The following is a 25,545-nucleotide window of genomic DNA, read 5'->3' on the forward strand; positions in this document are numbered from 1 at the left end:
AATGGCTAAGTCGCTAAACACTTGAGGGCGACCTTTCTTTGGCTGCTTGACCTTGGCTTTCCACTTAGCAATTGCATCCTCATCAATCCAGAAGGTAAGTGAACCGCGGTTGATTAAGGCTTGGTTGTATTGCTTCCAGTTGGTTGTTTTATAGCGAGGTTTTGACACGGTTGATGGGTAAGTTGATAGGCGATGCCGATCAGATCAGCGGCTACGGCTTTAGTTCAACCGATTTAGGAAACAAAGCCTTATTGCGGTCGAATAACACGAGGTCGCCTTTCGCTAACAGCGCATTAGTCGCGACTTTATTTGATGACGAAGTGCCGTTAAGTACGAAATAGGTTTTATCGGCATTAAAAACTTTGGCAGCGTATTTCTGTGCTTCCAGTGGAGCGCCTTCATGGATCAGTAAATCACCCAGTTTCACGTCGGCATTACACATATCCGCGCGGAAAATTGTTTCGCCAAAAAAGTCGAAGAATTGGCGGCCCACAGGGTGTTTACGGAAGAATTGTCCGCCTTGGTGACCAGGACAGGCAAAGGTAGAGTTACCCATTTCGACGTATTTTTTTAACGTACCGAAGAAAGGTGGCAATAGCGCTTGTTCATATTTACTTATTGCAGTCTCAACCTGTTTTCCGTAGAAGTCAGTGTTATCACCGCAGAGTTCAAATACCCCTGTAATCGATGAGCAAACATCATCAGGGAAGGTTTCTTCACAGCAAACTGAAACGAAAATGGGCAGTTTCAATCCGGTGTTTTTAATCTTTTCAACAATACCATTTCTAACATCATCAACAGAGACGACAGCCGCGCCCACATCGCAAAAATCTGTGGTTAATACATTGACAACTTCTCTGTCGATATCGAAACAAGATCTAACAGATAAGCTAGCGGCTACTTTTAATGATTTCATAGTTAATTTCCCTTTTACTTTATAAAAAATAGATACAAGTGTGCCTATACCTAATTAAAAACATTAATGGTATGAAAATTAGATATAGCTATTCCGTGCGCAGATTAAATGTGGTTATGCCAAAGTTACGAAATAAATATAAGTAGAAATATATTTATTGAGCGTATGAATAGCTTAGCCGCAGTAAAACTGCACTGATAAAAGAATGCTTTGATTAAGGTGTTAGATAATAAACCAAATGAAAACAGTACGATAAGTGTTTGCGCCTATTAGAGCAATAGCACTTTAGACCTGTTAATTGGCCTACTACCTACGCTAAGGTTAGCGGAGGAAGATAAAGGAGTGATCGAAATAGTCACGTTGACTAGGCATCATGATATGCCGTGTGCGCCTGATATGCGCCATAATTTTAGATTTCCTCTTCATATACGACTCCATTATGACTTAGAGAAAATGGTTAGGTTTTTATTACGTAATGAAGTTTATATGCGAGTTATAAATAAAATCATGACCTATGTCTTATTTTTAAATAATTAGCACGTCAATTTAACTTAATTTATCGATATTAAATGGAGTCAATCATGCTTAAGTATCTTTATCTAAATTATGAAAGTAAATATTGTCAGCATTATTTAAATAATATTATTTGCATAAAATATCTTATTTCAAATATCTAATCTTAATTTAAAGGCTGCTGTAATCATCATTCCGATTTATACCGCATTCCATATTTGAATTGTTATGCAGATATTTTCGTTACAAAATCATCTTCCTGCTTGAAAAATGCAAAAATGATAACTTTTTTATCACATTTGAGCATTTGGGGCAGAAAGTTGTCGTTTTAGGGCAGATGTTATTTTTTTGATTGACGTAAAGTGAGTCAGGTCGAACATGAATAGGAGATAGACATGAATAAAGGGTGGTTAGGGGCGAGTTTAGTGCTTGGGTTATTCGTTGGGCAGGCAAGTGCTATGACATTAACGAGCAAAGATATGAGCGAGGGCAATAAACTGACATCGCAATTAGTGTTTAATGGCTTTGGTTGCCAAGGGGAAAATACTTCACCGCAACTGACTTGGACTGAGGTGCCCACAGGAACTAAAGCATTTGCAGTGACAGCTTATGATCCTGATGCGCCAACGGGCAGCGGTTGGTGGCACTGGGCCGTATATAACTTACCCTTAGCGCAAACTTCGCTCGCACAAGGTGCGGGCTCGCATGTTGATGCACTGCCCAAAGGCGCCATTGCCTTGAAGAACGATTTTGGTACTACAAATTTTGGTGGCGCATGCCCGCCCCAAGGTCATGGCGTTCACAGGTATGAATTTACTGTGTGGGCATTACCCAGTGCTTTAGAATTGCCAAAGGATGCTAGCCCTGCCTTATTGGGCTTTATGCTCAGGGCACAAGCGCTCGGCAACGCCAAGTTGACTGCGGTATATAATCGATAATCCATTGATAATTAGGCTGGTGTCATGATCCGTATGTTTGAATATGATTCGAAGCAGGCACAATCTTTATCTCAAGTCCCTGTACATCAGCCGTCGATTATTCGGGTTATCTATGGTGAAAAGTCTCTGCTCTGGCAAGATGAATCTGTTTTAGTAGGCCAAGGGCAGTTACTGTTAATTCCTGCTGGTTCGCATATTAGCTTTGTTAATCGACCTTTTCTTGGGCGTTATCGGGCGGTGCAGTTATTACTCCCCCACGATTTACCCCAAGGCATTTTATCAAGCGCTACCGATTGGCGTGACCCTATGCCAGTCCAAAACATATCACGCGCTGTGGACTTAGCTTGGAATGCGCTATTACAGAGTTTGACCTTGTCTCTGGCCGATCCTGTTCAACTACATTATTTGGCCGCGTTACTGTTAAGTTTGCCGGATAAACGCAGTGTGAACTGGTTGTATGGACACACCCAACGCAGCGTGACTCAAGCGGCCTTGGCCTTGATGAGTGTGAGTCCTTCGGCGTCATGGCAGCAGGAGGATATTGCCGACAAGTTACACATGAGCACGGCAAGCCTTAGGCGTAAATTGGCCTTAGAAGACACTAGTTTTAGGCAGTTACTGGTAGAAGTGCGGCTTTGTCATGGTTTAGCCATGTTGCAGAATTCGAGCGAGCCAGTATTGCAAGTGGCTTTGGCCTGTGGTTATCAATCTGCGGAAAAGTTTTCCTTACGTTTTAAGCAGCAATTTGGCCTGACCCCTGCGGCTTATCGTCGTACACTGTGAAGTGGCATGGGTGTATACCCAAACAACTTTAGGGTATTGGAGAAATATGATGGCGGATGAGCAATTTACTGACAGCGGATTTTGGAACAAGATCAAACTCTTTAGCCGTCAAGCAGGTAGAGAGGTCATCGAGCGGGCACTATGGCTTTATTATGCAGCGCAACAACCCAATACGCCTAAGTGGGCTAAGTCAGTCATCTACGGCGCTTTAGCGTATTTTGTTTTGCCTTTAGATGCGATTCCCGATCTGACTCCTTTAGTTGGCTTTACCGATGATTTAGGTGCCCTTGCCGCGGCCCTGACTATGGTGACCTTATATATCGATGATGAAGTGAAATCCCTTGCAGCGGATAAACTCACACTGTGGTTTGGAGATAAGCCGAGCGAACCTAAGACTTAAACCTATTGCGAGCGCAATCGCCTAAGTGATGCAAAATTGTGCTAAAAATATGATTTCATTAGGAGTCGTTGATTTGGTTTTGACTGAGATTTTCTGGGGTAAAAATATTTTTTTGCAAATGTTTCACTATTGCTTGATTGCGCTATATGCTAGCGCTGTTTTGTAAACCCCTTGTGTTTGTTTAGGCAGATAAATGAAAAATATTATGGTAGTGATCCTATGGCTTTTAGGTGTCTCTGCCGCTACCCCCGCGTTTGCCGATGAGGCCTCTCCGGAACAACTCGCCCGTCTTTACCTCGATTTTATGGCACAGAATAGTCGCCAGAGCGAAGCTTTGTGGCCCGGTTTTCGCCTTGAAGATAAAGTACACCTCTTTAGTTATGGTGGTAATGTCTGGCTTCGACAGCCTGGTGGCGAAATAATCCAAGATAACAGTGTGTTAGAGTCTGTCAATCTGCACTCTGGTCTATCGGTGAGCTTCGGCTTTCCACAATATAATGGCCAGCCAGGCGTATTGATCCAGCTCGAAGTGCCGAACATCCAATTTACTCGCGACACTAAGCCAACGGATTTAGCTTTTTTAATCTGGGCGAGCAATGGCTTGCATGAAGCCTTCCATTTTTATGCCCAATCCGAATGGCGAGTATTAGAAGACGGTAAGCGTTATGAGGGTGAGGTCTTTCCGCTCAACTTCGATGCTCGCTATTATCGTTTACAGTTATTTGATGCCTTAATGGCGGCGCTGGCACAACCCGAACAACAGTCATTACATCTTAGCTATGCTGCTTATTGGTTGCAGCAATGGCGCCAAATTGCGCCGAATGAAGATAGAGTCGGTTACATCAATGATCTCGTTGAAGGCAGCGCTAAGTATGTGGAATTGGCCGCAGGTGCGCGTGTATTGAGTCAAAATCAAACTTTACTTGGTTATCAGCAAATACTGACAAAATATGTGTATGACTATTATCAACAGCAGAAAATGTGGGTTGGTTGGACGGCTGAGGCGGCAAATATTGGCGCTCTGGCGGGCATATTGTTGGATAGCACTCAAGACCCTTATGTATGGAAAGAGTCGGTCATGTCGGGTATGTTGCCTGTGGATTTACTACTGAACCGTGTAAAGCCAGTATCCCCGTTAGACAAGAAAGACACTAAACAAAAGAAACAGCTGCAGGAGATGCTAGCGTATTACCCCGCAACTCAAGCAAAATTGTCTCAGTTGTTGTTGAATGTGCAGGATCCAAAAGTGCCGTTATTGGTTATGCCGAGCGTGAGCGATAGCAGCAGTTTTATTGATGTGGGTGACGTACGTTCTGGCTTTTATGTGGTGCCCTATCAAGAGGAAATGACTCAAGCTTATTTAGGGATGAGCGCGCAATTTAGTAACTTGTCAGTGAGTGGCAGTCCATTACTTGATGTTCCGGTACAAAATTTTTGTGAGGGCATTGAGGCGGCAACTCTGTTACCTTTAGCATTCCCCTTTCAGCGTGAGGGTCAGTATCTGGTATTCAACGAAGCGGAAGTCCATGGAACTATTAGGGTTTCTGCGAGTGTTGTTGATGGAAGAACCCTCTACTGTGCGATGAATTAATAATGAGAAAAAATCAGCTCGAATTTACCTACATGCGTGGCATTGCGATTATTTTTATCGTGCTTGGCCACAGTATTTACAACTCTGGTGAAGGTTTCCCGCTGTTGCTGGAAAATCTATTGCGTGGTGGCACAGCGTTATTTGTGTTTATCTCGGGATACTTTTTCCATCGCATTTTTTATAAGGATTTCGACTACAGCAAGTTTATGAAGAACAAAGTACAAAACGTACTTTATCCTTTTTTAGTTGTATCATTGATTGGTCTATTTTGTTTGTGTTTGCGCTGGATATTTATGGAGCATCAGCCGCTCGATAATGTCTTGCTGAGTATTTTTTATACTGTGCGTAACGGTTATATTCTGTATCCGCACTGGTACATTCCCTTCATCATGGCGGTGTTTTTATTCTCGCCGATTTTTTTATGGTTTATCCGTTGCTCGCAGCAGATGCGTTGGACACTATTTGTACTGAGCTGTGTGGTAGCAATCCTATTGCATAGACCTATAGGTAACGTCAATTTCATCCACTCAGTCGTGTATTTTGTACCTTTCTATTTGATTGGTATTTTATATTCGCAAGATGAACATATTGTGACGCGCTTTGGCTCTATTTTCACCGCACTAGCGATGATTTTTTTAGTGGTGAGCTTAGTCGAACAAACTTACATAGTGCAGCATATTGGTAATTATCATAAGGCACCGTTTGAGTATAACGGTATCGATTGGCAGTTTATTCAGAAACTTTGTTTATGTGTATTAGTACTGAATTTCTGTGAATGGTTGTCGGGACGAAGTCGTTTGCCTTGGTTAGTCGAAGTCGCCGAGATGAGTTTTGCAATTTTCTTTATTCATCCACTCTTCGATATGCTATTTAACACGGCTGCAACCGTAATGCGTTTCCGCTTCCCACCAGGTTCTGCTGTGACTAGCGTGCTCTTTTCCGCTGGGATTTTCATTTTCATGATGGTAGGCAGTATTATGACGGCTCGCTTTATCAAAAAGCGTCTGGGTAATCGATCGCGTACTTATATCGGCTGGTAATCACTTTGGTTTATCATCACTAACACTAGGTGAAATTCAGTTTGAATTTATTTCCTAGTGTTAGGGTGTTTTCCATCTAAAAAAGTGGAGAACATAATGAATCCCAACATTACCCTACCGAGCCTCGGGCTTATCAGTTTGTCTTTTATCGCGTTGCCATCCATCGCCGCTCAAGTTGAGTCGCTATCCACCAAGACGCAGAATACGTTTTTCGCACAAATCGCGGCCCATTGTGGCCAAGCCTTTGTGGGAAAAGTGGTATCGGGTGACACGGCTGATTCGGCCTTTAGCGGCAAGTCGTTAATTATGCACGTGCGTGAATGTAGCGACACTGAGCTTAAGATCCCGTTCCATGTGGGTGATGACCACTCGCGTACTTGGGTGCTGACTAAAACGCAGCAAGGACTTAAGTTGAAGCACGACCATCGCCATCAGGATGGAAGTGAAGATGCTGTGACCATGTATGGCGGCGACACTATGAATGATGGGACAGTACAGAAACAATCATTTCCAATTGATAGGGAATCTATCGATAACTTCGTTAAGAATGGGCTAACCCAGTCGATCACGAATGTGTGGCACATGGAAATTACGCCAACAACGTTTAGCTATCAACTTACGCGCGAAAACCGCGATTTCAAAGTCGATTTTGATCTTACCCAGCCAGTAGCATTACCACCCAAACCTTGGGGACACGACTAGTGTTGTTATCAAGCTAGCTCAAAATTGTGTTCATCACCTGCTTATGTTGCCCGTTTATGTGGATAACGACACTACGCGGGCTCAGCCTTACATTAAACCCAGTCAAATCATTGTTTCCTAAACCGATTCAGTGAACAGAACTTTTATGGCTGTTTAAATATTGGACGATATGATGGGTTTCAGGCATAACCAGCACTATAAGCTTGTTCAGAGCCCTTATCATGGTGTAAGTCTCTCCCTCCTGAGCGTTATCATTTCGCATCCTCAAAGTAACACTTCGCAGATACTTTATCCTGTACATGGCGCTTTTTGAGATGACCGGCGACGATAACTGTACAGTTTCTTCTATTGCTTATTTGAGCCATGAAGCTTTTGCCTACTGACCGCTAAGTTATTGGGATGCTCTTATGCCATAACGCTGTGGCTTACTTAGGAGTGAAAAGCAATAAGGCACGTTTTCGACGAACAACTTCGTGGCAGGGCAGTGATAATGGCTAAGTCGCTAAACAAACGTGGACGGCCTTTCTTGCGCAACTTAACTTCGGCTTTCCACTTGTTTGTGGCGTCTTATCAATCCAGAAGGTGGGTGAACTGCGGTTGATTAAGGCTTGGTTGTATTGCTTCCAGTTAGTCGTTTTATAGCGAGGTTTCGGCTTGGTTGATGGCAAGTTACAGAGAGTTTTTAGCTGGCTTTAAGGATTTAGGTGCTCACTCGTGTATTTGGAATGTATTTATTTTGCGTGATGGTTCTTATCTGGAGCAAAAGTTGGCGCAGGGCTAATCTTTTGCTCCATAGTCGAGAATACTTTTAGTGTTTAATTTATATTTCTTTTTGATTTACTCGGGTTGATAGCTCTGAAGCGCTTTCTTTGCGTTCGCTATATCGGTTCGTGAGGAAATTAACATTGCCCCTCAGGAGTAAAGTGAACTTCATCAATTCCTCCATAACATCAACTACGCGATCGTAGTAAGGCGAAGGTTTCATTCGGCCTGCCTCGTCAAACTCTAACCAAGCTTTTGCGATTGAAGATTGGTTGGGTATGGTGAACATGCGCATCCATCGGCCCAATATTCGCATTTGGTTTAGTGTGTTGAAGGACTGTGAACCACCACTCACCTGCATTATTGCTAATGTCTTACCTTGTGAAGGCCGGACAGCACCTTCAGCCAAAGGGATCCAATCAATTTGAGCTTTCATAATACTGGTCATCGCACCGTGGCGTTCTGGTGAACACCACACCATGCCTTCGCACCAACGTACCATTTCTCTTAGTTCCATGACTTTGGGATGACTGTCAGGCGCATCATCAGGAAGTGGGAGTCCAGAAGGGTTAAAGATACGCACCTCTGCGCCCATATGCGTTAACAGTCGAGCCGCTTCTTCCGTCGTCAGTCGGCTATAGGAGCGCTCTCGTACTGAGCCATAAAGCATCAGTATTCTAGGCGGATGAGTTAGAGGAGTTAGATTAAAACAGTCCATATCCATGTTATTAACCATTAATTCTTGTTTGAGCGCTGGCATATCGTGGTTTAGTGGTTTCATGTGCGAACTCTTTGTCCCTGTTCATTAATGATGATTTCGCCATCTTCTTTCGTGAAAGGGCCTTGTTGTGCTTTGGTCAAAATATCAAGCACTGTCTCAGACGGGCGACAGAGTTTTGTGCCTCGCGGCGTAACGACGATAGGACGGTTAATTAAAATGGGATAAGTCAGCATGAAGTTAACCAGTTCTTCATCATTAAATGTGTCTTCAGAAAGTCCTAGTCGTTCAAATGGTTCAACATTGTTACGTAGCAATGAACGCACAGAGATTTTCATCTCATTAATTAACTTAAGTAATTCATCGCGGGAGGGCGGCGTTTCTAAGTAGTGGATGATTTGGGGTTCGACTCCACTATTACGGATCAATGCTAAAGTGTTGCGCGATGTACCACAGGCTGGATTGTGGTAAATCTTAATGTTGTCATCAATCATATTAGTCATAACATGCCTCTGATAAATAATTGCTTATAAATTTATTCATAGGCACTAAACAGATGCTCTAGTGCCCATGGACGAAGATTAGAAGGAGAGGCGCAGCGCCAGTGCTGCTAGGGTGACAAATAGCACTGGTAGCGTCATTACTATGCCGACGCGGAAATAATAACCCCAGGTAATATTAATATTTTTCTGCGCCAGTACATGCAGCCATAGCAGGGTTGCTAAACTGCCGATGGGGGTGATTTTAGGACCTAAATCGCTACCAATCACGTTAGCGTAAATCATGGCTTCTTTAATCATGCCGGTCGCATTGCTACCGTCTATCGAGAGGGCGCCAATTAACACCGTTGGCATGTTGTTCATGAGGGACGATAAAAACGCGACCAAGAAGCCCGTGCCCATAGTGGCAGCCCAAAGCCCTTGTTCAGCCAAACTATTTAATACGCTTGATAGGTAATCGGTTAAGCCTGCGTTGCGAAGACCATAAACAACCAAATACATGCCTAATGAAAAGATCACTATCTGCCATGGCGCGCCGCGAAGTACCTTAGTGGTATCTATGGCATGGCCTTTTTTCGCGACAACAAACAGGATCAGGGCGCCCACGGCAGCGACTAAACTCACGGGCACGCCGAGTGGTTCTAAGCCAAAAAAGCCCACCAAGAGTAAGACTAATACGCCCCAACCTGTTTTAAAGGTGTTGAGGTCGCGAATGGCGGCCTTAGGTTCGCGCAGTTTTTCTAGGTCGTAGGTCGCGGGAATATCTTTGCGGAAAAACAGATGCAGCATGACTAAGGTGGCACTAATAGCTGCAATATCGACGGGCACCATCACAGAGGCGTATTCGTTAAAACCTATGTTGAAGAAGTCTGCTGAAACAATATTGACTAGGTTAGAGACAATTAACGGCAAACTTGCGGTATCGGCAATAAAACCCGCCGCCATCACAAAGGCTAAGGTTGCTCCGGCGCTAAAGCCCAGAGCCAGTAACATCGCAATTACGATCGGGGTGAGGATCAACGCCGCGCCATCATTGGCGAACAATGCGGCAACAGTAGCGCCGAGTAACACTATGTAAGTAAAGAGTAAACGGCCACGACCTTTGCCCCAACGGGCCACATGCAGCGCGGCCCATTCGAAAAACCCCGACTCATCTAATAATAAACTGATGACGATCACGGCAATAAAGGTGGCGGTCGCATTCCAGACAATATTCCATACCACAGGAATATCCCCTAAGTGCACCACACCCAGTAGTAGGGCCAATACGGCGCCCAAGGTAGCACTCCAACCTATGCCTAACCCCTTAGGTTGCCAAATTACTAACACTATGGTGAGAACAAAAATTGCCCCTGCTAACCACATACAAGCTCCTCAAAGAGTAGAGATTGTCTACCCTCAACCATAAAATAATGCCCTCACCTAACGATATTTTCGGTGGGTTTGAATGATTTTTTATATGTGAATTTTCGTATATATCTTAGTGTTGAACACTATACTCAAACACCATTTTGACTAATGCGTGAAACTTAAAGTGATCTTATATACGGATATTTACATATATGAAAATTCGTATATATTGTACAAGGTCTTTCCAAAAGATCCATAGCCATGAAAAACGAGTGTTGTTTCTTACCGCTCACAGCTTGCTGTTTGAATGAACCTTTAGGAAAGTTAACAAAAGGATCAAAATGTTTGTATTAGTTCAGTCTAAGGGCATCAATGATTAATCCAACCCAGTTTTTTAAATGTTTAGCCGATGAAACCCGCTTGCGTTGCATGATGTTGATTCAGCAAGAGGGGGAGCTCTGTGTCTGTGAATTGACCGAGGCATTGCAAGAGACCCAGCCTAAGATTTCGCGACATTTGGCCCAATTACGTAAATGCGGTTTATTAGTCGATCGCCGTCAGGGGCAATGGATTTTCTATCGTATCAATAATGACTTACCCAAATGGAGTCAGTTAGTGTTGAGTGAAGTTACCAACCAAAACACTGTATTCCTTGAAGAAAATATGCGTAATTTGTGCAAGATGGGCGGGCGTCCTGACCGTGCTAAAGCTTGCTGCTAGAAGACTAGCAGCAAAAATTTAACCTCAAATATACGTTTTTTCATATGTTTACGTGTCTAAAGTTTTGCTTAATATTAAGGTGGCGTAACAATGCTGCAAATATTTTCAGATTTAGCGGGCTGGTTGACTTTTGATTTGATGGGTTTAGAGCCCAATACTAAGCTCGCCGACGCCATCCATTTTTTTATTGAAGATACAACTAAGATTTTTGCGCTCCTGTTGCTGATGATTTATGGCATCGCTTTGGTGCGGGCCTCGCTCAATGTCGAGCGGGTTCGGGATTACTTGGCGGGTAAAAATCGTTTTGTCGGTTACTTTATGGGATCGGGTTTTGGCGCTGTTACCCCATTCTGCTCATGTTCTAGCATTCCGGTTTTTTTAGGTTTCACTTCTGCGGGGATCCCCGTTGGGATCACTATGGCATTTCTGATCCCTTCGCCGTTAATTAATGAAGTCGCCGTACTGTTGCTTGTGAGTCTGCTAGGCTGGCAGTTCACTGTGATATACGTGCTGGTCGGCATGTCAGTGGGTATGTTGGCGGGGGCATTTTTGGACACGATTCGCGCTGAGCGTTGGCTGCAGTCCTTTGCCGCCAAAGCACTCGAACAAGGTCAGGCGCAAGCAAGTCACGATAATAGCGAGGGTATAACATCAACATCCATGACGTTAACGGAACGGCATGAATTTGCGAAAGGCGAGACCCTAGAGATTTTTGGCCGAGTGTGGAAATGGGTCATTATTGGGGTTGGGCTTGGCGCCGCACTCCATGGATTTGTTCCTGACGGTTGGATTGAAGCTCACTTAGGCGATGGTCAATGGTGGTCGGTTCCTGTGGCGGTATTGATTGGTATTCCTCTGTATTCCAATGCCACAGGGGTTATTCCTATCATGGAGAGCCTTATCACTAATGGCTTGCCCGTAGGGACGACATTAGCATTTTGTATGTCTACGGTTGCCGCCAGTTTTCCCGAGTTCATTTTGCTCAAGCAGGTGATGCAATGGCGTTTGCTGGCCATCGTTTTTGCCATTTTATTGATTTCATTCACCTTAATCGGTTGGATATTTAACGCTATAGGTCTCATTCTGTGAGGATTATAAAAATGTTAAATATCAAAGTATTAGGTAGTGGATGCGCTAAATGCACTAAAACCGCTGAGATTATTACCGCCATTGCCAACGAGAAGGGCATCAACGCGGCTATATCGAACAGATAACGCTTTAATCTTAAACAAATAATATAAAACACCTAATATAAAACTGAGTGTGAAGGATGCCGGTATGACAATCAAAATCGGGATAAGTGGCTTTGGCCGTATGGGACGTTTAGCATTGCGCGCTGCTTGGGGCTGGGAAGAGGTTGAGTTTGTGCAGATTAATGATCCCGCAGGGGATGCGGCGACCTTAGCCCATTTGCTGACATTCGATTCTGTGCATGGCCGCTGGCAACATGAGGCGAGCAGCGATGGCGATGACATCATTATCGATGGCAAGCGTATTCGCTGTACTCGCAATAAAACCATCGCCGAAACCGATTGGTCCGCCTGCGATGTGGTGATTGAAGCCTCGGGTAAGATGAAAACCAAAGAAGTGTTGCAAGCTTATTTAGATCAAGGCGTTAAACGTGTTGTGGTCACAGCGCCCGTTAAAGAAGAGGGCGTGTTAAACGTTGTCATGGGGGTGAATCATCAACTCTATGACAAAGCTATTCATCCTATTGTAACCGCGGCCTCCTGTACCACTAACTGTTTGGCGCCAATCGTCAAAGTGATCCACGAAAACCTCGGCATAGTGCATGGTTCCATGACAACCATTCATGATATTACCAACACTCAAACTATTTTAGATGCACCGCATAAAGATCTCCGCCGTGCGCGGGCCTGTGGTTTAAGCCTAATCCCTACGACAACAGGCTCTGCGACGGCTATTACCCATATTTTCCCTGAACTCAAAGGTAAGCTTAACGGCCATGCGGTGCGGGTGCCATTAGCGAACGCCTCATTAACCGATTGCGTGTTCGAGGTGAGTCGCAAAACGACCGAAGCTGAGGTCAATCGCCTGTTAAAAGAAGCGGCAGATGGACCGCTAAAAGGCATTTTAGGTTATGAGGAACGTCCATTAGTCTCGGTCGATTATAAAACCGATCCGCGTTCGAGCATTATCGATGCGCTATCGACCATGATTATCAATGGCACTCAGGTCAAACTCTACGCTTGGTATGACAACGAGTGGGGTTATGCCAATCGCACCGTCGAATTGGCCCGCATGGTCGGTCTGATGGATAAGGCATAAGTTTTATGGCTAAGCTGACAGGGTTCTTGTCTAACATATCACCCGAGATCCGCCAGTATTTGGTAGTCACAGGCAACTATTGGGCATTCACGCTCACCGATGGCGCATTACGTATGTTAGTGGTGCTCCATTTCCATGGATTAGGTTATAGCCCGCTGCAAATTGCCATGCTATTCCTTTTCTATGAAATCTTTGGGGTGGTAACGAACTTAGTCGGCGGCTGGCTCGGGGCGCGTTTAGGCTTAAATAAGACCATGAATGTGGGCCTATTTATGCAGATTGTCGCCCTTAGCATGCTGCTTGTGCCTAGCAGTATGCTTACGGTTGCTTGGGTGATGGCGGCGCAGGCCTTGTCGGGTATCGCTAAAGATCTCAATAAGATGAGTGCTAAGAGCAGTATCAAGTTGTTGGTGCCTAGTGATGCTCAGGGTGAGCTGTATAAGTGGGTTGCCATGCTCACTGGATCCAAAAATGCGCTAAAGGGCGCGGGGTTCTTCTTGGGCGGCGCCTTACTGACCCTGTTTGGATTCCAGCAGGCCGTGTTAGGCATGGCGATTGGCCTATTGCTGGTGTGGATTTTTAGTCTGTTAAGTTTGCAACGCGATTTAGGTAAAGCCAAAAACAAACCTAAGTTCACGGAAATTTTCTCTAAGAGTCCGGCGGTAAACACGCTTTCTGCCGCACGCATGTTTTTGTTTGGTGCGCGTGATGTGTGGTTTGTGGTGGCTTTACCCGTTTATTTGGCCTCAGCCTTTGGTTGGGATCATTGGTATGTCGGCGGTTTTCTCGCACTCTGGGTAATAGGTTATGGCATAGTGCAAGGCTTCGCACCTCGCTTGACGGGGACAAAGTCGGCGAGCCAAAACAAGGTTCCCGATGGACGTAGCGCCTTAGGTTGGGCGGCGATATTGAGCATAGTGCCGGCAGGCATTGCGCTGGCGATAAGTTATGACTTCCATGCCGCGAATATACTGATTTGGGGATTGATGCTGTTTGGCGCCTTATTCGCGATCAACTCTTCATTACACAGTTATCTTATCGTCAGTTATGCGGATGAAGATGGCGTATCGTTAGATGTGGGTTTTTACTACATGGCTAATGCTATGGGGCGTTTGATCGGGACTGTGTTGTCTGGCTGGGTGTATCAAGTGTATGGCATGGCGGCTTGTCTGTGGATATCGGCGGCATTTATTGCGTTAGCGGCGCTTATCTCAATCAAACTGCCTCGGCATAAAGCGATATCAGATGGTGCTTAATACTTACCTAAGCTATCCCTGAGTTGTTGCAGTTTTTTTATTCAATGCCCGCCAAAGTATGGTGGGTATTTTAATCACTCTGATGTTAACTGAAGTTTTTTGATTTTGAGCAAACAACTCTCTATACTCCGGCCTGTTTTATACACGTCATTATGTCGCTATTCCCAATAGCACAACTATTTTTAATGCAGTCAAATTTGAGTTGGCTCATATAAGTGAGGTTATTTTTCGGTGATGAGCATTAAGCCGCATTAGTTTAATCCTTCCTTCTTGGATCGTTAAGATCCGTCCTTAGTCGCTACCGACTCGGTAGTTGTTTTGCTGTACCCCATAATCCCAATTGCATTTCGTCACCTTGACGCATAAGTACCTTATTGGCTATGCGCTGACATTTGAGTCAAGTGTTGATATTAGCTATTGGAAGATATGATTAAATTTCAATCAGAGTGAGTGACATGATACAAACCATGAAAAAAGAGTGGTTCTCCAACATACGCGGAGATCTGTTAGCCGGTATTGTGGTTGCACTGGCGTTAGTCCCTGAGGCAATTGCCTTTTCTATTATTGCAGGCGTCGATCCTAAAGTCGGCCTGTATGCTTCATTCTGTATCGCAGTGGTCATCGCGTTTACAGGTGGCCGTCCTGGCATGATCTCTGCCGCAACGGGTGCTATGGCGTTGTTGATGGTGACCTTAGTGAAGGAACACGGCCTCGAGTATTTACTCGCGGCGACCCTATTAACTGGTGTGCTGCAAATTGCCGCGGGTTACTTAAAGCTAGGAAGCTTGATGCGTTTCGTCTCCCGCTCTGTGGTGACGGGCTTTGTGAATGCACTGGCGATTCTGATCTTTATGGCCCAGTTGCCCGAACTGACCAATGTGACTTGGCATGTCTATGCGATGACGATTGCAGGTCTTGGTATTATCTATTTATTCCCACTTATCCCTGTGATCGGTAAATCCGTACCTTCGCCTCTCGTGTGTATTGTCGGATTAACACTTTTTGCGGTTTATATGGGGTTAGATATTCGTACTGTCGGTGACATGGGGCAACTACCTGATACTTTGCCTATTTTCCTCTGGCCTGAAGTGCCATTGACCCTTGAAACTCTGATGATCATCTTCCCTTATTCGGCCGGCCTTGCCGTGGTGGGTTTGCTGGAATCTATGATGACTGCCACCATAGTCGATGATTTAACCGATACCCAAAGCGATAAGAATCGCGAGTGTAAGGGCCAAGGTATTGCCAATATCGGCGCGGGTTTAATGGGCGGTATGGCTGGTTGCGCTATGATTGGTCAGTCGATCATCAACGTTAAATCGGGTGGTCGCGGACGGTTATCGACCTTTTCAGCGGGGGTATTTCTACTCATATTGATTGTATTCCTCGGCGAATGGTTAAAGCTCATCCCTATGGCGGCACTGGTTGCCGTGATGATCATGGTGTCTATCGGTACTTTCTCTTGGGATTCAATTTGTAATCTTAAGCATCATCCAATATCAACCAACCTTGTGATGGTGGCGACCGTTGCTGTGGTGGTCGCTACCCATAACTTAGCTATGGGAGTATTTGTGGGGGTATTACTCGCGTCCCTGTTCTTTGCTAATAAAGTGGGCCGTTTTATGGTGGTTAAGAGTGTAACGGCTGCTACCGACGCAGGTCGCCATTATCAAGTTATTGGGCAAGTCTTTTTTGCCTCGGCAGATAAGTTCAGTAATTCATTTGATTTTAGGGAAGTGGTTGATAAGGTGACTATCGACTTATCTCAAGCGCATTTCTGGGATATTACTGCGGTATCGGCCCTAGACAAGGTGGTGATTAAATTCCGTCGCGAGGGAACTGAAGTGGAGTTAATTGGCCTTAACCAAGCCAGTGCAACCATAGTCGATAAATTTGGGGTGCACGATAAGCCTGAAGACGTTGAAAACATGATGTCTGGTCACTAAGCCCTTAGCAACACAGGAAAAGGAAAATACGATGACAAATGTGATTGCCTGTATCGACGGTTCAAAAGTGACACTCGCCGTATGTGACGCCAGTGGCTGGGCCGCTCAGCAACTGGATGCCCCAGTAACTCTATTGCATGTATTGGATAAGTCTGCTTATCCGATAGAGTCAAATCTATCAGGAAATATTGGTCTAGGTACACGGGAGCACTTACTCAATGAAATGGTTGAGCTTGAAGCGCGTCGAGGCAAACTCGCACTTGAGCAGGGTAAGTATATGCTGCAAGACGCAAAAGTCCGCGTTGTTGAGAAACAGCCTAGCAGAGTGGTTGCAACCTTGCAGCGTCACGGCGATTTAGTCGAAACTCTGTTAGAGCAAGAATCCCATGCCAGACTGGTGGTGATGGGCCGTCAAGGGGAGCAGCATCAAGACCAAGCGCAGGCCATTGGCAGCCATTTAGAAAATGTCATTCGCACGCTTAAGCAGCCTATTTTAGTGGTGATGGACGAGTTTACTGCACCGAAGCGATTTATGATCGCCTATGATGGCAGCATTACTGCGAAAAAAGCCCTTAATCAAGTGCTAACGAGTCCGCTCTTGAAAGGGCTCGAATGTCATTTAGTGATGGTGTCTGATGATCAATCGCTGGCGACAGCTGAACTGGCGTTGGTGACCGAATCTCTGATTGCGGCGGATTTCAATGTGGTTACCGCCGTTTGTCAGGGAGAAGTGCAAACGGCCCTTGAGATCTATCAACTTGAGCATCAAATCGATCTTATGGTGATGGGCGCCTATGGTCATTCGCGTATTCGGGAGTTTTTTGTGGGTAGTAACACCACAAGGATGATCAGTAAAAGCCATATCCCCTTGTTATTACTTCGCTAAGTTAAATATGCATTTCAACTTATTTCGCTCAATCCTAATGACTTGGTTTTAGTTAGAACATCCGAGTCAGAAGCTTGAGGTAATTATTTAAGAAAAAACGGCGAGCATTTAGGCTCGCCGTTTGATATCACAGCCGAATGGCTCGTCTTAGTTAGCTTTAGGCTCAAAGCTAAAGGCTTGACCCGCAAGAGCGGCTTCAAACATTAAGCCGCCTTTTGCTGCGGTAAATACTGCCATGCCGTTGATATAAGAGCCGCTCGCCGAGCGATTACCACCCGATTGGCCTGCGCCTGCTGAGTTGCCTGTGGTTCCTGCTTGAGCGCTTGCTCCCATGTTGATGGCAACTGCCGACGCTTGGGCGTCAAACTCGAAACTGCCGCTCGTGAAGGCTTCATAGGCTTTGGCATCTTTAAAGAAGATGATCTCGCTGTAGGCTTGTCCACCTAATTGAAAACCGATGGATAATTGAGTCAGACTCGAATCACCCATATAGGCACCGCCTTGGTAGACTCGGCCCTTGCCATAGGCTGCACCGATCCCAATTCCGCCTTTACCCACAGTTGGGAATAAAGCATAGCCATAGGCTGTGTCGAAAAATTTACTGGTTTCTTTCGCTTTTTGGAAATTGACTACAGCCTGATCGTAGCTTTCATCTGCATGTACAGTTGGGGCTGCAAATAGGCTCACAATAAGGCATGTTGATGCCGCAATGGCTGTTAAAAATGATTTCATGGTAACGCCTCTTCAAGTCTTTAGTTGTTCCAGACTAGCCTTTATCGACACAAATGACAGCCAAAAGTGACATATGTGTCAGCTTAGGTTCAGTGTTCGACTTAATGGTTGGAGTGATATTGGTGGTGATGATTGGAGTGCAGTTTCGCCAATTAGTTCTTAGGTGGCGAAGAACCTTGGTTTTTTTCTGCATCGTCCTGCTGAACTTGATGCAAAAAGTCATACTCCTCTGGGGTGAGAATATTTTCAATGACGAGTGGGCGTTGCTCTAGCTCTGGTTCGGCCATGCGGCCTTTTAAGTAGGCAGAGCGGGTGATTTGCTTTAGCCCATACACCGCCAGCATATACATGCTCAGTAGTAAGGTCAGCCTTGGCAATGCGTGGGAAAGTAGCGATAGATTATCACCAAGATAGAAAGGCAAGATCACCACAAATACGCGGATTAACCAATTCAACAACATGGCCAAGGTCAAGCTTATCAGCCAACGAAACCGAATGGTGCCGAGCGCCTCTTGGGTTTGAGTGACATCTCTTTGATTGCGCTTATGTCGACGAAACAACATCCACAGCGCGATAAAGTAAAAACAGGTTTGTACAGATAACAGCGCTGGGAGTAGAGCGCCCCATTGGCTGATACTCATTTCTTTAAGCATCAGAGCTATGGGTTGCCACTCGTTGATGGGATGCGCAGTTAATCTTAGGGCAATATCTAAAATGGCGAAAACTAATGTTAATGCAGATGGCCAGTAATGCTTTGAAAAACCTAGCGGTTTATTGGTTGGCGCTAAACTGCGTTTGCAATAGAGATAGAGCAAAGGCATGAGCAAAAAATAGATAGGGTTAATCAGATTGAATAGGATATGAATGGGAATTGGACTGTTATCGCGGTTCAACATACCCGTGAGGAAGTATAGAGCAATAAGACTTAAGAAAGCGGCGAGGAGTTTTTGGTTAGCGTCTGGGTGATAGAAATAGCGAATATAAATAGCTAACGCGAGGCAATGTACGCCTCCAAATAATGACAACCACCAGTAAGCTTGAGTGAAAAAACTATGAAACTCGTTCATATGCGATACCTCGAGCCCTGTTATATCAGGGAAATCGGCTCGGTAAAAGTATCGCCGTTAGTTTTTCTGCTGGCTTGCTATGCGCCGATGACGATTTGAAGCCGCCTCTGGCACAACGCTGGGAACGGGAATGCGTTCCGCGAGTAAGTGTTTGATTGCACGAACGGGATGCGGTAATAACATCCGTGGACCAGAAAAGATCATGATCTCTTTGACGATTTGTTTCTGCGCGGGTTTGTAGCAATGCACTGGGCATTTATTACAGGTGGGTTTGTTTTGTCCGTAGGGGCAGCGATCTAGGCGTGTTGCGGCATAATCCAATAACTCAATGCAATCTGCACATAGGCTCGTCGCGTCTTGGCCTTGGTGTTTCGCCTTGCAATAAATCGTCACCATTGCGGCAATGGTTTGGTGTTCGTACAAGAGTTTGCCCGTAAGCAGTGTGGCTGTGCCCATTGGAATACCTTAGCTTGTCACTCGGATATCCCATCATAGGCAGTGAAATTGGCGCTGACAAAACGAAAGCGCCAATTTATGAAGGTGCGCACAAAATGGGGCTTTAAATAATCCAACTATCCCCAATGTCACACCTAAAAATAAATCTTAGATATGCATCACTTTGTCGGCGGCCAGTGTCCAGCGAGTTAAATCTTGTAGTGTGCCTATGTGCGCACCTTCGATAATCATTTCCGCTGTGACGCCTCGTGCTTGAGCGCAGGTCTTGCAAAGTAGAATAGGAACTTGTTGTGCCGAGAGAATTTCAAACATCTGCTGCAGGTTGTAGCTTAAGTCAGGTGTGGTTTGATTTTTGAGTGCGCCAAACACGGCATCTGACATGAGAAAAAGTTTAAGATCGACCGCTTGCTCGTCCTGATCCTTCAGGGCTAATGCGATGCGTAAGCTATTAAATAGCTTTTCTGTTCCGTAGGGACTGGCATGGGCCACGATAAGAATACTTTGCATCAGGTTTTCCTTATGTTTGTTATAAGCAGGTGGATGGGGGGATTAGGGAACTCGATTGTGCCAGTCTAGCGCAATTGGCTATAACTATTTGAGCGCAAGATCGTATAAAAAGGCATAAATACTTGATTTGCACCGACACAATGGACTTTAATAGCGGTTAATCTCTGCTCAATTTTTAGCTAGACTCGGTTGCCATGGACACTGTCCTAATGGACGTTGGCAAACCCATTGACACGGCTTCTGATGAGAAGCGGCCATCAAAGGTGAACAAGAATGAAGATCTTAGTCGTATTTATACTGATTGCTGTCGGGGTGTTTTTATTCCTTCGCGCGCAGCGATTGGCGAAAGAAGAACAAGAGGCGATGAAACCCAAGTCGACCTCGGTAAAACCTGTAGTTCCCACCGAAGAGGCACCTATTTTCTCCGCTGTTGAGCCCGAGCGTGTAGAACCTGAGCCAGTTAACAGGGTTGAGGATACTGGTGTGGCTGAAGTAGAGCCCGTTATCGAAGTTGAAGCCGAATTAATGCCCCGTGAGACCGAAAGCCCTGCGAGCATTTCGGTGGCGCTAGATACAGATATCATCGAAGTCGATATTCCTGCGGCCCATAATGAAGAGGCGGTGATCATTTTAGGCGCCACGCCTGCAGATGAACAAGATGACGTTAAGACTGAAGCAGAGCCAGCATCGAACACACGTTCTGAGGTCGGTGCGCCAGGGGCTTGGGCGAATGTGACTTTAGTTCGGGCCTTTGAGGAGTATCAAGGAGCGACGTCAGCCAGTGCTCGCTATACCGCGCTGCAAAATATGATTGCTGAATGCTACAAACAGCGTAAATCGGCGGATTACCTCAACTATGGTGCTCAATTAGCGGAAGAGTATATTGCACTGTTCCAAGCGGCTAGCGCCGAGCAAGGCAAAGATACTGAGCTTAAATCTTCCGGTTTCCTGCATTTAGCCACCTTGCTAAATGATACCCAAGCCTTCGATGCCGCCATTGTCATCTGTCGTAAAGCACTCGAGCTTGGGCTGAGCGATGGCACTGTCACTGGCTTTGAGGGCCGAATCAACCGGATTGAGAAAGCACAGACTAAAGCAACCACGGCTTGATATGTTGTAGGGAGCGCTTAGCGGGTAAACCCTTAGTCGAAAAGCGGTTATTTCCCTCGTCTAAGCAGTGTAGAATCCCTGCTAACTGAATGCGCAAAAGGCGAACTAAGGTTCGCTTTTTTTATGGGCTTAATAGGGGAAAAATGAAACTAAGCTATGCCTTACCGAATGTCTTATTCGGGCTTGGATTATTGCTACTCAGTGGCTGTACTAAAACCCCAGAATGGACCCTATTTTATTATCCCGATGTGAGTGCCATTCCGGTGACACCTTTGCAGGCCGAAGATATTAATGGTTACTACGATACTCTAGCGCAATGCCAGAGCAAGGCTCATGGTATGCAACGCCTAAGTCGTTCTGGCGTGAGTGGTTTTGGCCTTGGATCTTATCAATGTGGGCACCTATGCGAGTTCGACGATAAGTCGGTGCTGGTTTGCAAGACCATGAGCCAATAGGTGGACAAGATGAAGTTTAAACAGGATTTTTTTACTCAGCTGCCTGAGTTTTACTCGCAAGTATATCCACAAGGGATAACTAAGCCTGAATGGCTGGCATGGAGTAATGACGCCGCCCAATTGATAGGCTTAAGTCAACCCACCGATGAGCTGTTATTGGGCTTATCTGGCAATGCTGCCGTCGATGGCGCGACTTACTATGCCCAAGTCTATAGTGGCCACCAGTTTGGCGGTTACACGCCGCGCTTAGGGGATGGACGTTCGATCATTTTAGGTGAAGCGATTGGTCCAAATGGCGCATGGGATGTCGCCCTTAAAGGCGGCGGTCCGACGCCTTATTCGCGCCGTGGTGATGGCCGTGCTGTGATGCGCTCCGCGGTGCGTGAGTTTTTAGTCTCTGAGGCGCTGCATCATTTACATGTGCCGACGACCCGTGCCTTGGCGGTGATTGGCTCTGACCTACCCGTATGGCGCGAGAGCCAAGAAACCGCAGCCATTACCGTGCGTTTAGCCCGCAGCCATATTCGTTTCGGTCATTTCGAGTTTTTCTGCCACAGTGAGCGCGGCCGTGCCGATAAGCTGATTCAATTACTCAACTTCACTATTACTCAGCATTATCCCCATTTGAGTTGTGATGCCGCAGGCTATAAAGCGTGGTTTTTACAGGTAGTGCAAGATACCGCCAAGATGATTGCCCACTGGCAGGCGGTCGGTTTTGCCCATGGCGTGATGAACACAGACAATATGTCGATTCTAGGTGACAGTTTTGACTTCGGCCCCTTTGCGTTCCTCGATACATTCCAAGAAGACTTTATCTGTAATCATTCGGATCCCGAAGGTCGCTATGCCTTTGGTCAGCAGCCGGGCGTCGGTTTGTGGAACTTGCAACGTTTAGCACAGGCGCTCACACCAGTGATCCCATCCGATGACTTAATTGCCATTCTTAATCAATACCAAGAGGCGCTAGTGCAGCCTTATTTGCGCTTGATGCGGGCAAAACTAGGTCTATCAGCAGTTGATGTTTCGTCGGTAGAGCAGGACAAACAGGATCTCGAACTTATAGGTCGATTTACTGTGCTGATGGAGAAAAATCAACTCGATTACACTCAGACTTGGCGTCAATTAGGCAAGTTAGATCCAACCAGCAAACACAGTGCGCTGCGGGATGACTTTATCGATGTCTGTCAGTTTGATGTTTGGTATCAAGCCTATCAACAGCGATTGGGCGTGGTGGCTGATATCCCAGCGTGGCAAACTGGGCGCAATAGTGTGAATCCCAAATATATTTTGCGTAACTATTTAGCCCAAGAGGCGATAATCGCAGTGGAAGAGGGTAATCTTGCGCCGCTGCATTTGCTGCAAAAAATCTTAACTCAGCCCTTTGCCGAACACGCAGAGCATGAAGACTTGGCCAAGCGTCCACCGGACTGGGGCCAAGGTTTGATCATGTCATGTAGTAGTTGATTGGATAACAAGCATGAAATTACCAAGCACGCACCTAAAAGCCATTAGCTTAGATACCATTCGCTTAGATAGAAGCGCCTTAAGTTTAGCGGTCAGTGCGGATATCGATTTTGATCGTTTCGCCGACTTTGCCGAACCTTTCGCTGCGGCGCTCGATTGCACTGTGCGCGAGCGTCAGTGGGGCGCTGACAGGCATCAATGGTTATTAGAATTTGAAGGCAGCCAGTTATGGCTCAATTATGAGTTTTACGGCAACATTTGCTGGCTCTCGACCGAACGAGAAGCCGATTTTGAGGTGCTGGAATACTTAGCCACTTTGCTGCAACCTCACCTAAGAGTGAACTGAATATGAGTCAGAATATGACGCCACCAACCACGAGTTCTAGCGGCGCAGAGTTCCATTTTCAAGCCCTAACACCGGATTTGATCTTAGATGCGATCGAAAGTCTGGGCGTGTACCCAGAAACGGGCTTACTCGCGCTGAACAGTTACGAGAACCGCGTTTATCAGTTCCGTAGCGATGAAGGACTGCGTTATGTGGTGAAGTTCTATCGCCCAGACCGTTGGAGCGATGCGCAGATCCAAGAGGAACATGATTATGCGCTCGCACTCGCGGCAGAAGATATCCCGATTGCCGTACCTGTAATTATCGAAGGCCATACGTTACACAAGTACCAAGGTTATCGATTTACCCTGTTTCCTTCCTTGGGTGGTCGCGCCTTCGAAGTCGATAATTTAGAGCAGCTGGAATTAGTGGGTCGGTTCATCGGTCGTATACATCAGTACGCGGCGCAAACGGTATTTGCTGAACGTGAACCGCTGAATCCGCAGATTTTAGGCGCCGAGCCGCTCGCGTGGTTAAAGCAATCTAATCTGGTGCCTAATAGCCTACGCTTGCCGTTCTTTACCGTAGTAGAGCAGGTGCTGGCTAAGGCGAATGCGATTTGGGATCGCCAAGATTTTGCGGCCATTCGTTTGCACGGCGATTTACACCCAGGCAATATTTTGTGGACGCCAGACGGTCCCGGATTCGTCGATTTAGACGATGCTCGCATGGGACCGGCGATTCAAGATTTATGGATGATGCTAACCGGGGATAGAGCGCAGCAACTGATGCAGCTTGAGATCTTACTCGAAGCCTATGAAGAATTTTGTGAGTTTGATACAAGACAGTTAGCCTTGATTGAACCGTTGCGAGCGCTGCGTATGGTGCATTACAACGCGTGGATTGGCCGTCGCTGGGACGATCCTGCTTTCCCGATGAACTTCCCGTGGTTTGGGGATGAAAAGTATTGGGAACAGCAGATTTTGGCGTTCAAAGAGCAATTATTTGCCCTTAGCGAACCACCACTGAGCCTAGTGCCGTATTAGCATTGAGCAAAATATGATGTCACAGACGTATCTTGTGACATTAGATTGAACTCTTAAGCTTGAGTTACACTCAAAAAATGGAATATGTTAGTCTCCAGCCAATTTATCAAAATGATTTAAGGAATTTTCATGAAAAAAGTATTACTCATGGCCGCGGCTTTATTACTGGCGCCACTGGCAGTATCGGCTGTGGAATACCAAGAAGGTGTGCATTACACAGTGATTAACGATGGCCCAGCAACAGCGAAGCCTGAGATTACTGAGTTTTTCTCTTTCTATTGTCCGCATTGTTTTACTTTCTCTAAAACCGTAGTGCCAAAAATTCTCACCGATAAGCCAGAAGGCGTTGCGTTTAACCAAGCACACGTTGATTTTATCGGCAAAGAGATGGGGGTTGAAATGTCACGCGCATTTGCAGTCGCACATCAGTTAAACGTCGATGAGAAAATGGATGCGGCGTTATTCTCTGCTATTCATGAGAAGAAACAGCATTTTACTAATCGCGATGATGTTCGTGCTGTGTTTATTGCTAACGGTGTCGATGGTAAAACCTTCGATGCGGCCGCAGAGTCTTTCATGGTAAAGGCGCAAATGGCAAAGATGAAGCGTGATACTGAAAACGCTAAGCTGACGGGTGTACCCGCTCTGGTTGTTAACGGTAAGTACCGTGTTGAAACAGGGGCAATCAAATCCTACGACGAGCTGTTAGAAATTGCTTTCTACCTAGCAAGAAAATAATTCGATAGGCGTTACCCGCACTGCTGTCATATGAGCGGATGATAATGCTGTATCGATTGCATGTTAAAGAGAGCCTAAGGGCTCTTTTTTATTGTCATCCCCAAACCACCGCCTCTGGCGGTGGTGATTGTTCCTTGAGGCTATAGCCTGAATTACGCCCATGCTAAAAGAGACTTCTTATTCACCACAAGTAAGAGGAAACGAAAAGCATGGGCGATTATAGAAGTTCATCACATGTTTATTGGCGTTGCAAATATCATATTGTTTGGACTCCGAAGTACCGTTTTAAAATATTAAAAGGAAACCTTGGTAAGGAGTTATACAGGTCAATTTAT

29 protein-coding genes and 2 pseudogenes are annotated in these 25,545 nt (G+C 45.7%); 20 read left to right on the forward strand and 11 right to left on the reverse strand.

The window, feature by feature from the left end:
• From L5M28_RS22135 to speFL, 3 genes and pseudogenes are all read right to left on the reverse strand, one after another.
• A partial coding sequence (locus L5M28_RS22135) for a transposase (protein WP_263203170.1) occupies nucleotides 1-168 on the reverse strand: 168 nt, incomplete at its 3' end.
• A gap of 82 nt (nucleotides 169-250) precedes the next feature.
• A pseudogene (locus L5M28_RS22140) lies at nucleotides 251-916 on the reverse strand (Orn/Lys/Arg decarboxylase N-terminal domain-containing protein); the annotation flags it as partial.
• Nucleotides 917-1,237: 321 nt separating this feature from the next.
• The gene (speFL, locus tag L5M28_RS24235; protein WP_100199882.1) at nucleotides 1,238-1,354 is read right to left on the reverse strand and encodes a leader peptide SpeFL; all 117 of its coding nucleotides are present in this window, start codon (nucleotides 1,352-1,354) and stop codon (nucleotides 1,238-1,240) included.
• A 470-nt stretch (nucleotides 1,355-1,824) separates the two neighbouring features.
• Between speFL and L5M28_RS22145 the strand changes: the two genes are divergently transcribed.
• The 6 genes from L5M28_RS22145 (at nucleotide 1,825) to L5M28_RS22170 (ending at nucleotide 6,883) form a co-directional block, all read left to right on the forward strand.
• Nucleotides 1,825-2,367 carry a YbhB/YbcL family Raf kinase inhibitor-like protein gene (locus L5M28_RS22145; RefSeq protein WP_263174054.1) on the forward strand — a complete coding sequence of 181 codons (543 nt, stop codon included), beginning with the start codon at nucleotides 1,825-1,827 and terminating at the stop codon, nucleotides 2,365-2,367.
• Between the two features lie 24 nt (nucleotides 2,368-2,391).
• The gene (locus tag L5M28_RS22150) at nucleotides 2,392-3,150 is read left to right on the forward strand and encodes a helix-turn-helix transcriptional regulator (protein WP_113941435.1); all 759 of its coding nucleotides are present in this window, start codon (nucleotides 2,392-2,394) and stop codon (nucleotides 3,148-3,150) included.
• A gap of 49 nt (nucleotides 3,151-3,199) precedes the next feature.
• Nucleotides 3,200-3,550 carry a YkvA family protein gene (locus L5M28_RS22155; protein WP_263168460.1) on the forward strand — a complete coding sequence of 117 codons (351 nt, stop codon included), beginning with the start codon at nucleotides 3,200-3,202 and terminating at the stop codon, nucleotides 3,548-3,550.
• 193 nt (nucleotides 3,551-3,743) lie between these two features.
• Nucleotides 3,744-5,141 (forward strand): hypothetical protein, encoded by a 1,398-nt coding sequence (locus L5M28_RS22160; protein WP_105250504.1) that lies wholly within the window; start codon nucleotides 3,744-3,746, stop codon nucleotides 5,139-5,141.
• Between the two features lie 2 nt (nucleotides 5,142-5,143).
• On the forward strand, nucleotides 5,144-6,181 hold the full coding sequence (locus L5M28_RS22165) for an acyltransferase family protein (protein WP_113941433.1): 1,038 nt from the start codon (nucleotides 5,144-5,146) through the stop codon (nucleotides 6,179-6,181).
• A gap of 96 nt (nucleotides 6,182-6,277) precedes the next feature.
• Nucleotides 6,278-6,883, forward strand: a complete 606-nt coding sequence (locus L5M28_RS22170) for a hypothetical protein (protein WP_212600606.1) — start codon at nucleotides 6,278-6,280, stop codon at nucleotides 6,881-6,883.
• A gap of 127 nt (nucleotides 6,884-7,010) precedes the next feature.
• Here the strand turns inward: L5M28_RS22170 and L5M28_RS22175 are convergent.
• From L5M28_RS22175 to L5M28_RS22190, 4 genes and pseudogenes are all read right to left on the reverse strand, one after another.
• Nucleotides 7,011-7,551, reverse strand: a pseudogene (locus L5M28_RS22175) (transposase).
• 152 nt (nucleotides 7,552-7,703) lie between these two features.
• Entirely contained in the window at nucleotides 7,704-8,426 is a 723-nt protein-coding gene (gene arsH / locus L5M28_RS22180) for an arsenical resistance protein ArsH (RefSeq protein WP_317629649.1), read from the reverse strand.
• The gene (arsC, locus tag L5M28_RS22185) at nucleotides 8,423-8,857 is read right to left on the reverse strand and encodes a glutaredoxin-dependent arsenate reductase (protein ID WP_263204430.1); all 435 of its coding nucleotides are present in this window, start codon (nucleotides 8,855-8,857) and stop codon (nucleotides 8,423-8,425) included. Before arsC ends, arsH begins: the two co-directional genes overlap by 4 nt.
• Before the next feature lie 87 nt (nucleotides 8,858-8,944).
• Nucleotides 8,945-10,228 (reverse strand): arsenic transporter, encoded by a 1,284-nt coding sequence (locus tag L5M28_RS22190; RefSeq protein ID WP_263204427.1) that lies wholly within the window; start codon nucleotides 10,226-10,228, stop codon nucleotides 8,945-8,947.
• A 357-nt stretch (nucleotides 10,229-10,585) separates the two neighbouring features.
• Between L5M28_RS22190 and L5M28_RS22195 the strand changes: the two genes are divergently transcribed.
• From L5M28_RS22195 to L5M28_RS22225, 7 genes are all read left to right on the forward strand, one after another.
• Entirely contained in the window at nucleotides 10,586-10,933 is a 348-nt protein-coding gene (locus L5M28_RS22195) for a metalloregulator ArsR/SmtB family transcription factor (protein ID WP_263147605.1), read from the forward strand.
• 90 nt (nucleotides 10,934-11,023) lie between these two features.
• Nucleotides 11,024-12,022, forward strand: coding sequence for a permease (locus tag L5M28_RS22200; RefSeq protein WP_263204428.1), 999 nt, complete (start codon nucleotides 11,024-11,026; stop codon nucleotides 12,020-12,022).
• Nucleotides 12,023-12,033: 11 nt separating this feature from the next.
• Nucleotides 12,034-12,147, forward strand: coding sequence for a thioredoxin family protein (locus L5M28_RS22205; protein ID WP_173248055.1), 114 nt, complete (start codon nucleotides 12,034-12,036; stop codon nucleotides 12,145-12,147).
• Nucleotides 12,148-12,211: 64 nt separating this feature from the next.
• Nucleotides 12,212-13,222 (forward strand): ArsJ-associated glyceraldehyde-3-phosphate dehydrogenase, encoded by a 1,011-nt coding sequence (locus L5M28_RS22210; RefSeq protein ID WP_263204429.1) that lies wholly within the window; start codon nucleotides 12,212-12,214, stop codon nucleotides 13,220-13,222.
• Between the two features lie 5 nt (nucleotides 13,223-13,227).
• Nucleotides 13,228-14,478 carry an organoarsenical effux MFS transporter ArsJ gene (arsJ, locus tag L5M28_RS22215; RefSeq protein ID WP_263196842.1) on the forward strand — a complete coding sequence of 417 codons (1,251 nt, stop codon included), beginning with the start codon at nucleotides 13,228-13,230 and terminating at the stop codon, nucleotides 14,476-14,478.
• Nucleotides 14,479-14,933: 455 nt separating this feature from the next.
• Entirely contained in the window at nucleotides 14,934-16,424 is a 1,491-nt protein-coding gene (locus L5M28_RS22220; RefSeq protein ID WP_263196843.1) for a SulP family inorganic anion transporter, read from the forward strand.
• A gap of 31 nt (nucleotides 16,425-16,455) precedes the next feature.
• A complete protein-coding gene (locus L5M28_RS22225) occupies nucleotides 16,456-17,310 on the forward strand; it encodes a universal stress protein (protein WP_263196844.1) in 855 nt (284 codons plus the stop codon).
• Nucleotides 17,311-17,457: 147 nt separating this feature from the next.
• On the opposite strand, the gene L5M28_RS22230 is transcribed toward L5M28_RS22225, so the two are convergent.
• From L5M28_RS22230 to L5M28_RS22245, 4 genes are all read right to left on the reverse strand, one after another.
• Nucleotides 17,458-18,042, reverse strand: a complete 585-nt coding sequence (locus L5M28_RS22230; protein WP_105250489.1) for a YSC84-related protein — start codon at nucleotides 18,040-18,042, stop codon at nucleotides 17,458-17,460.
• A 152-nt stretch (nucleotides 18,043-18,194) separates the two neighbouring features.
• Nucleotides 18,195-19,109: a hypothetical protein gene (locus tag L5M28_RS22235; RefSeq protein ID WP_105250488.1), complete on the reverse strand. Its 915-nt coding sequence runs from the start codon at nucleotides 19,107-19,109 to the stop codon at nucleotides 18,195-18,197.
• Between the two features lie 57 nt (nucleotides 19,110-19,166).
• Nucleotides 19,167-19,565 carry a nitrous oxide-stimulated promoter family protein gene (locus L5M28_RS22240; RefSeq protein ID WP_212600618.1) on the reverse strand — a complete coding sequence of 133 codons (399 nt, stop codon included), beginning with the start codon at nucleotides 19,563-19,565 and terminating at the stop codon, nucleotides 19,167-19,169.
• Between the two features lie 147 nt (nucleotides 19,566-19,712).
• A complete protein-coding gene (locus L5M28_RS22245) occupies nucleotides 19,713-20,072 on the reverse strand; it encodes a DsrE/DsrF/TusD sulfur relay family protein (protein WP_006083495.1) in 360 nt (119 codons plus the stop codon).
• A 273-nt stretch (nucleotides 20,073-20,345) separates the two neighbouring features.
• Between L5M28_RS22245 and L5M28_RS22250 the strand changes: the two genes are divergently transcribed.
• From L5M28_RS22250 to L5M28_RS22280, 7 genes are all read left to right on the forward strand, one after another.
• Nucleotides 20,346-21,182 carry a hypothetical protein gene (locus tag L5M28_RS22250; RefSeq protein ID WP_263196847.1) on the forward strand — a complete coding sequence of 279 codons (837 nt, stop codon included), beginning with the start codon at nucleotides 20,346-20,348 and terminating at the stop codon, nucleotides 21,180-21,182.
• A 143-nt stretch (nucleotides 21,183-21,325) separates the two neighbouring features.
• Nucleotides 21,326-21,637, forward strand: a complete 312-nt coding sequence (locus tag L5M28_RS22255) for a hypothetical protein (RefSeq protein WP_131524950.1) — start codon at nucleotides 21,326-21,328, stop codon at nucleotides 21,635-21,637.
• A 9-nt stretch (nucleotides 21,638-21,646) separates the two neighbouring features.
• Nucleotides 21,647-23,101: a protein adenylyltransferase SelO gene (locus tag L5M28_RS22260; RefSeq protein ID WP_263196849.1), complete on the forward strand. Its 1,455-nt coding sequence runs from the start codon at nucleotides 21,647-21,649 to the stop codon at nucleotides 23,099-23,101.
• A gap of 13 nt (nucleotides 23,102-23,114) precedes the next feature.
• Nucleotides 23,115-23,447, forward strand: coding sequence for a DUF3630 family protein (locus tag L5M28_RS22265; RefSeq protein ID WP_263196850.1), 333 nt, complete (start codon nucleotides 23,115-23,117; stop codon nucleotides 23,445-23,447).
• Nucleotides 23,448-23,449: 2 nt separating this feature from the next.
• Nucleotides 23,450-24,472 carry a serine/threonine protein kinase gene (locus L5M28_RS22270; protein ID WP_263147576.1) on the forward strand — a complete coding sequence of 341 codons (1,023 nt, stop codon included), beginning with the start codon at nucleotides 23,450-23,452 and terminating at the stop codon, nucleotides 24,470-24,472.
• Nucleotides 24,473-24,601: 129 nt separating this feature from the next.
• Entirely contained in the window at nucleotides 24,602-25,210 is a 609-nt protein-coding gene (locus L5M28_RS22275) for a thiol:disulfide interchange protein DsbA/DsbL (protein WP_113941610.1), read from the forward strand.
• Between the two features lie 209 nt (nucleotides 25,211-25,419).
• The coding region (locus L5M28_RS22280; RefSeq protein WP_263196057.1) for a transposase at nucleotides 25,420-25,545 on the forward strand (126 nt) is incomplete at its 3' end.

It is taken from the genome of Shewanella sp. SW32 (assembly GCF_025653365.1).
GTDB lineage: Bacteria > Pseudomonadota > Gammaproteobacteria > Enterobacterales > Shewanellaceae > Shewanella > Shewanella oncorhynchi.

Bases quoted from the DNA above. Each gene is read 5' to 3' on its own strand.
- L5M28_RS22265 (WP_263196850.1), top strand. From the start codon at position 23,115: ATGAAATTACCAAGCACGCACCTAAAAGCCATTAGCTTAGATACCATT.
- arsJ (WP_263196842.1), top strand. From the start codon at position 13,228: ATGGCTAAGCTGACAGGGTTCTTGTCTAACATATCACCCGAGATCCGC.
- L5M28_RS22210 (WP_263204429.1), top strand. From the start codon at position 12,212: ATGACAATCAAAATCGGGATAAGTGGCTTTGGCCGTATGGGACGTTTA.
- arsC (WP_263204430.1), bottom strand. From the start codon at position 8,857: ATGATTGATGACAACATTAAGATTTACCACAATCCAGCCTGTGGTACA.
- L5M28_RS22220 (WP_263196843.1), top strand. From the start codon at position 14,934: ATGATACAAACCATGAAAAAAGAGTGGTTCTCCAACATACGCGGAGAT.
- L5M28_RS22240 (WP_212600618.1), bottom strand. From the start codon at position 19,565: ATGGGCACAGCCACACTGCTTACGGGCAAACTCTTGTACGAACACCAA.
- arsH (WP_317629649.1), bottom strand. From the start codon at position 8,426: ATGAAACCACTAAACCACGATATGCCAGCGCTCAAACAAGAATTAATG.
- L5M28_RS22235 (WP_105250488.1), bottom strand. From the start codon at position 19,109: ATGAACGAGTTTCATAGTTTTTTCACTCAAGCTTACTGGTGGTTGTCA.
- L5M28_RS22150 (WP_113941435.1), top strand. From the start codon at position 2,392: ATGATCCGTATGTTTGAATATGATTCGAAGCAGGCACAATCTTTATCT.
- L5M28_RS22270 (WP_263147576.1), top strand. From the start codon at position 23,450: ATGAGTCAGAATATGACGCCACCAACCACGAGTTCTAGCGGCGCAGAG.
- L5M28_RS22225 (WP_263196844.1), top strand. From the start codon at position 16,456: ATGACAAATGTGATTGCCTGTATCGACGGTTCAAAAGTGACACTCGCC.
- L5M28_RS22205 (WP_173248055.1), top strand. From the start codon at position 12,034: ATGTTAAATATCAAAGTATTAGGTAGTGGATGCGCTAAATGCACTAAA.
- L5M28_RS22260 (WP_263196849.1), top strand. From the start codon at position 21,647: ATGAAGTTTAAACAGGATTTTTTTACTCAGCTGCCTGAGTTTTACTCG.
- L5M28_RS22230 (WP_105250489.1), bottom strand. From the start codon at position 18,042: ATGAAATCATTTTTAACAGCCATTGCGGCATCAACATGCCTTATTGTG.
- L5M28_RS22275 (WP_113941610.1), top strand. From the start codon at position 24,602: ATGAAAAAAGTATTACTCATGGCCGCGGCTTTATTACTGGCGCCACTG.
- L5M28_RS22165 (WP_113941433.1), top strand. From the start codon at position 5,144: ATGAGAAAAAATCAGCTCGAATTTACCTACATGCGTGGCATTGCGATT.
- L5M28_RS22160 (WP_105250504.1), top strand. From the start codon at position 3,744: ATGAAAAATATTATGGTAGTGATCCTATGGCTTTTAGGTGTCTCTGCC.
- L5M28_RS22255 (WP_131524950.1), top strand. From the start codon at position 21,326: ATGAAACTAAGCTATGCCTTACCGAATGTCTTATTCGGGCTTGGATTA.
- L5M28_RS22250 (WP_263196847.1), top strand. From the start codon at position 20,346: ATGAAGATCTTAGTCGTATTTATACTGATTGCTGTCGGGGTGTTTTTA.
- L5M28_RS22155 (WP_263168460.1), top strand. From the start codon at position 3,200: ATGGCGGATGAGCAATTTACTGACAGCGGATTTTGGAACAAGATCAAA.
- L5M28_RS22170 (WP_212600606.1), top strand. From the start codon at position 6,278: ATGAATCCCAACATTACCCTACCGAGCCTCGGGCTTATCAGTTTGTCT.
- L5M28_RS22200 (WP_263204428.1), top strand. From the start codon at position 11,024: ATGCTGCAAATATTTTCAGATTTAGCGGGCTGGTTGACTTTTGATTTG.
- speFL (WP_100199882.1), bottom strand. From the start codon at position 1,354: ATGGAGTCGTATATGAAGAGGAAATCTAAAATTATGGCGCATATCAGG.
- L5M28_RS22245 (WP_006083495.1), bottom strand. From the start codon at position 20,072: ATGCAAAGTATTCTTATCGTGGCCCATGCCAGTCCCTACGGAACAGAA.
- L5M28_RS22145 (WP_263174054.1), top strand. From the start codon at position 1,825: ATGAATAAAGGGTGGTTAGGGGCGAGTTTAGTGCTTGGGTTATTCGTT.
- L5M28_RS22195 (WP_263147605.1), top strand. From the start codon at position 10,586: ATGATTAATCCAACCCAGTTTTTTAAATGTTTAGCCGATGAAACCCGC.
- L5M28_RS22190 (WP_263204427.1), bottom strand. From the start codon at position 10,228: ATGTGGTTAGCAGGGGCAATTTTTGTTCTCACCATAGTGTTAGTAATT.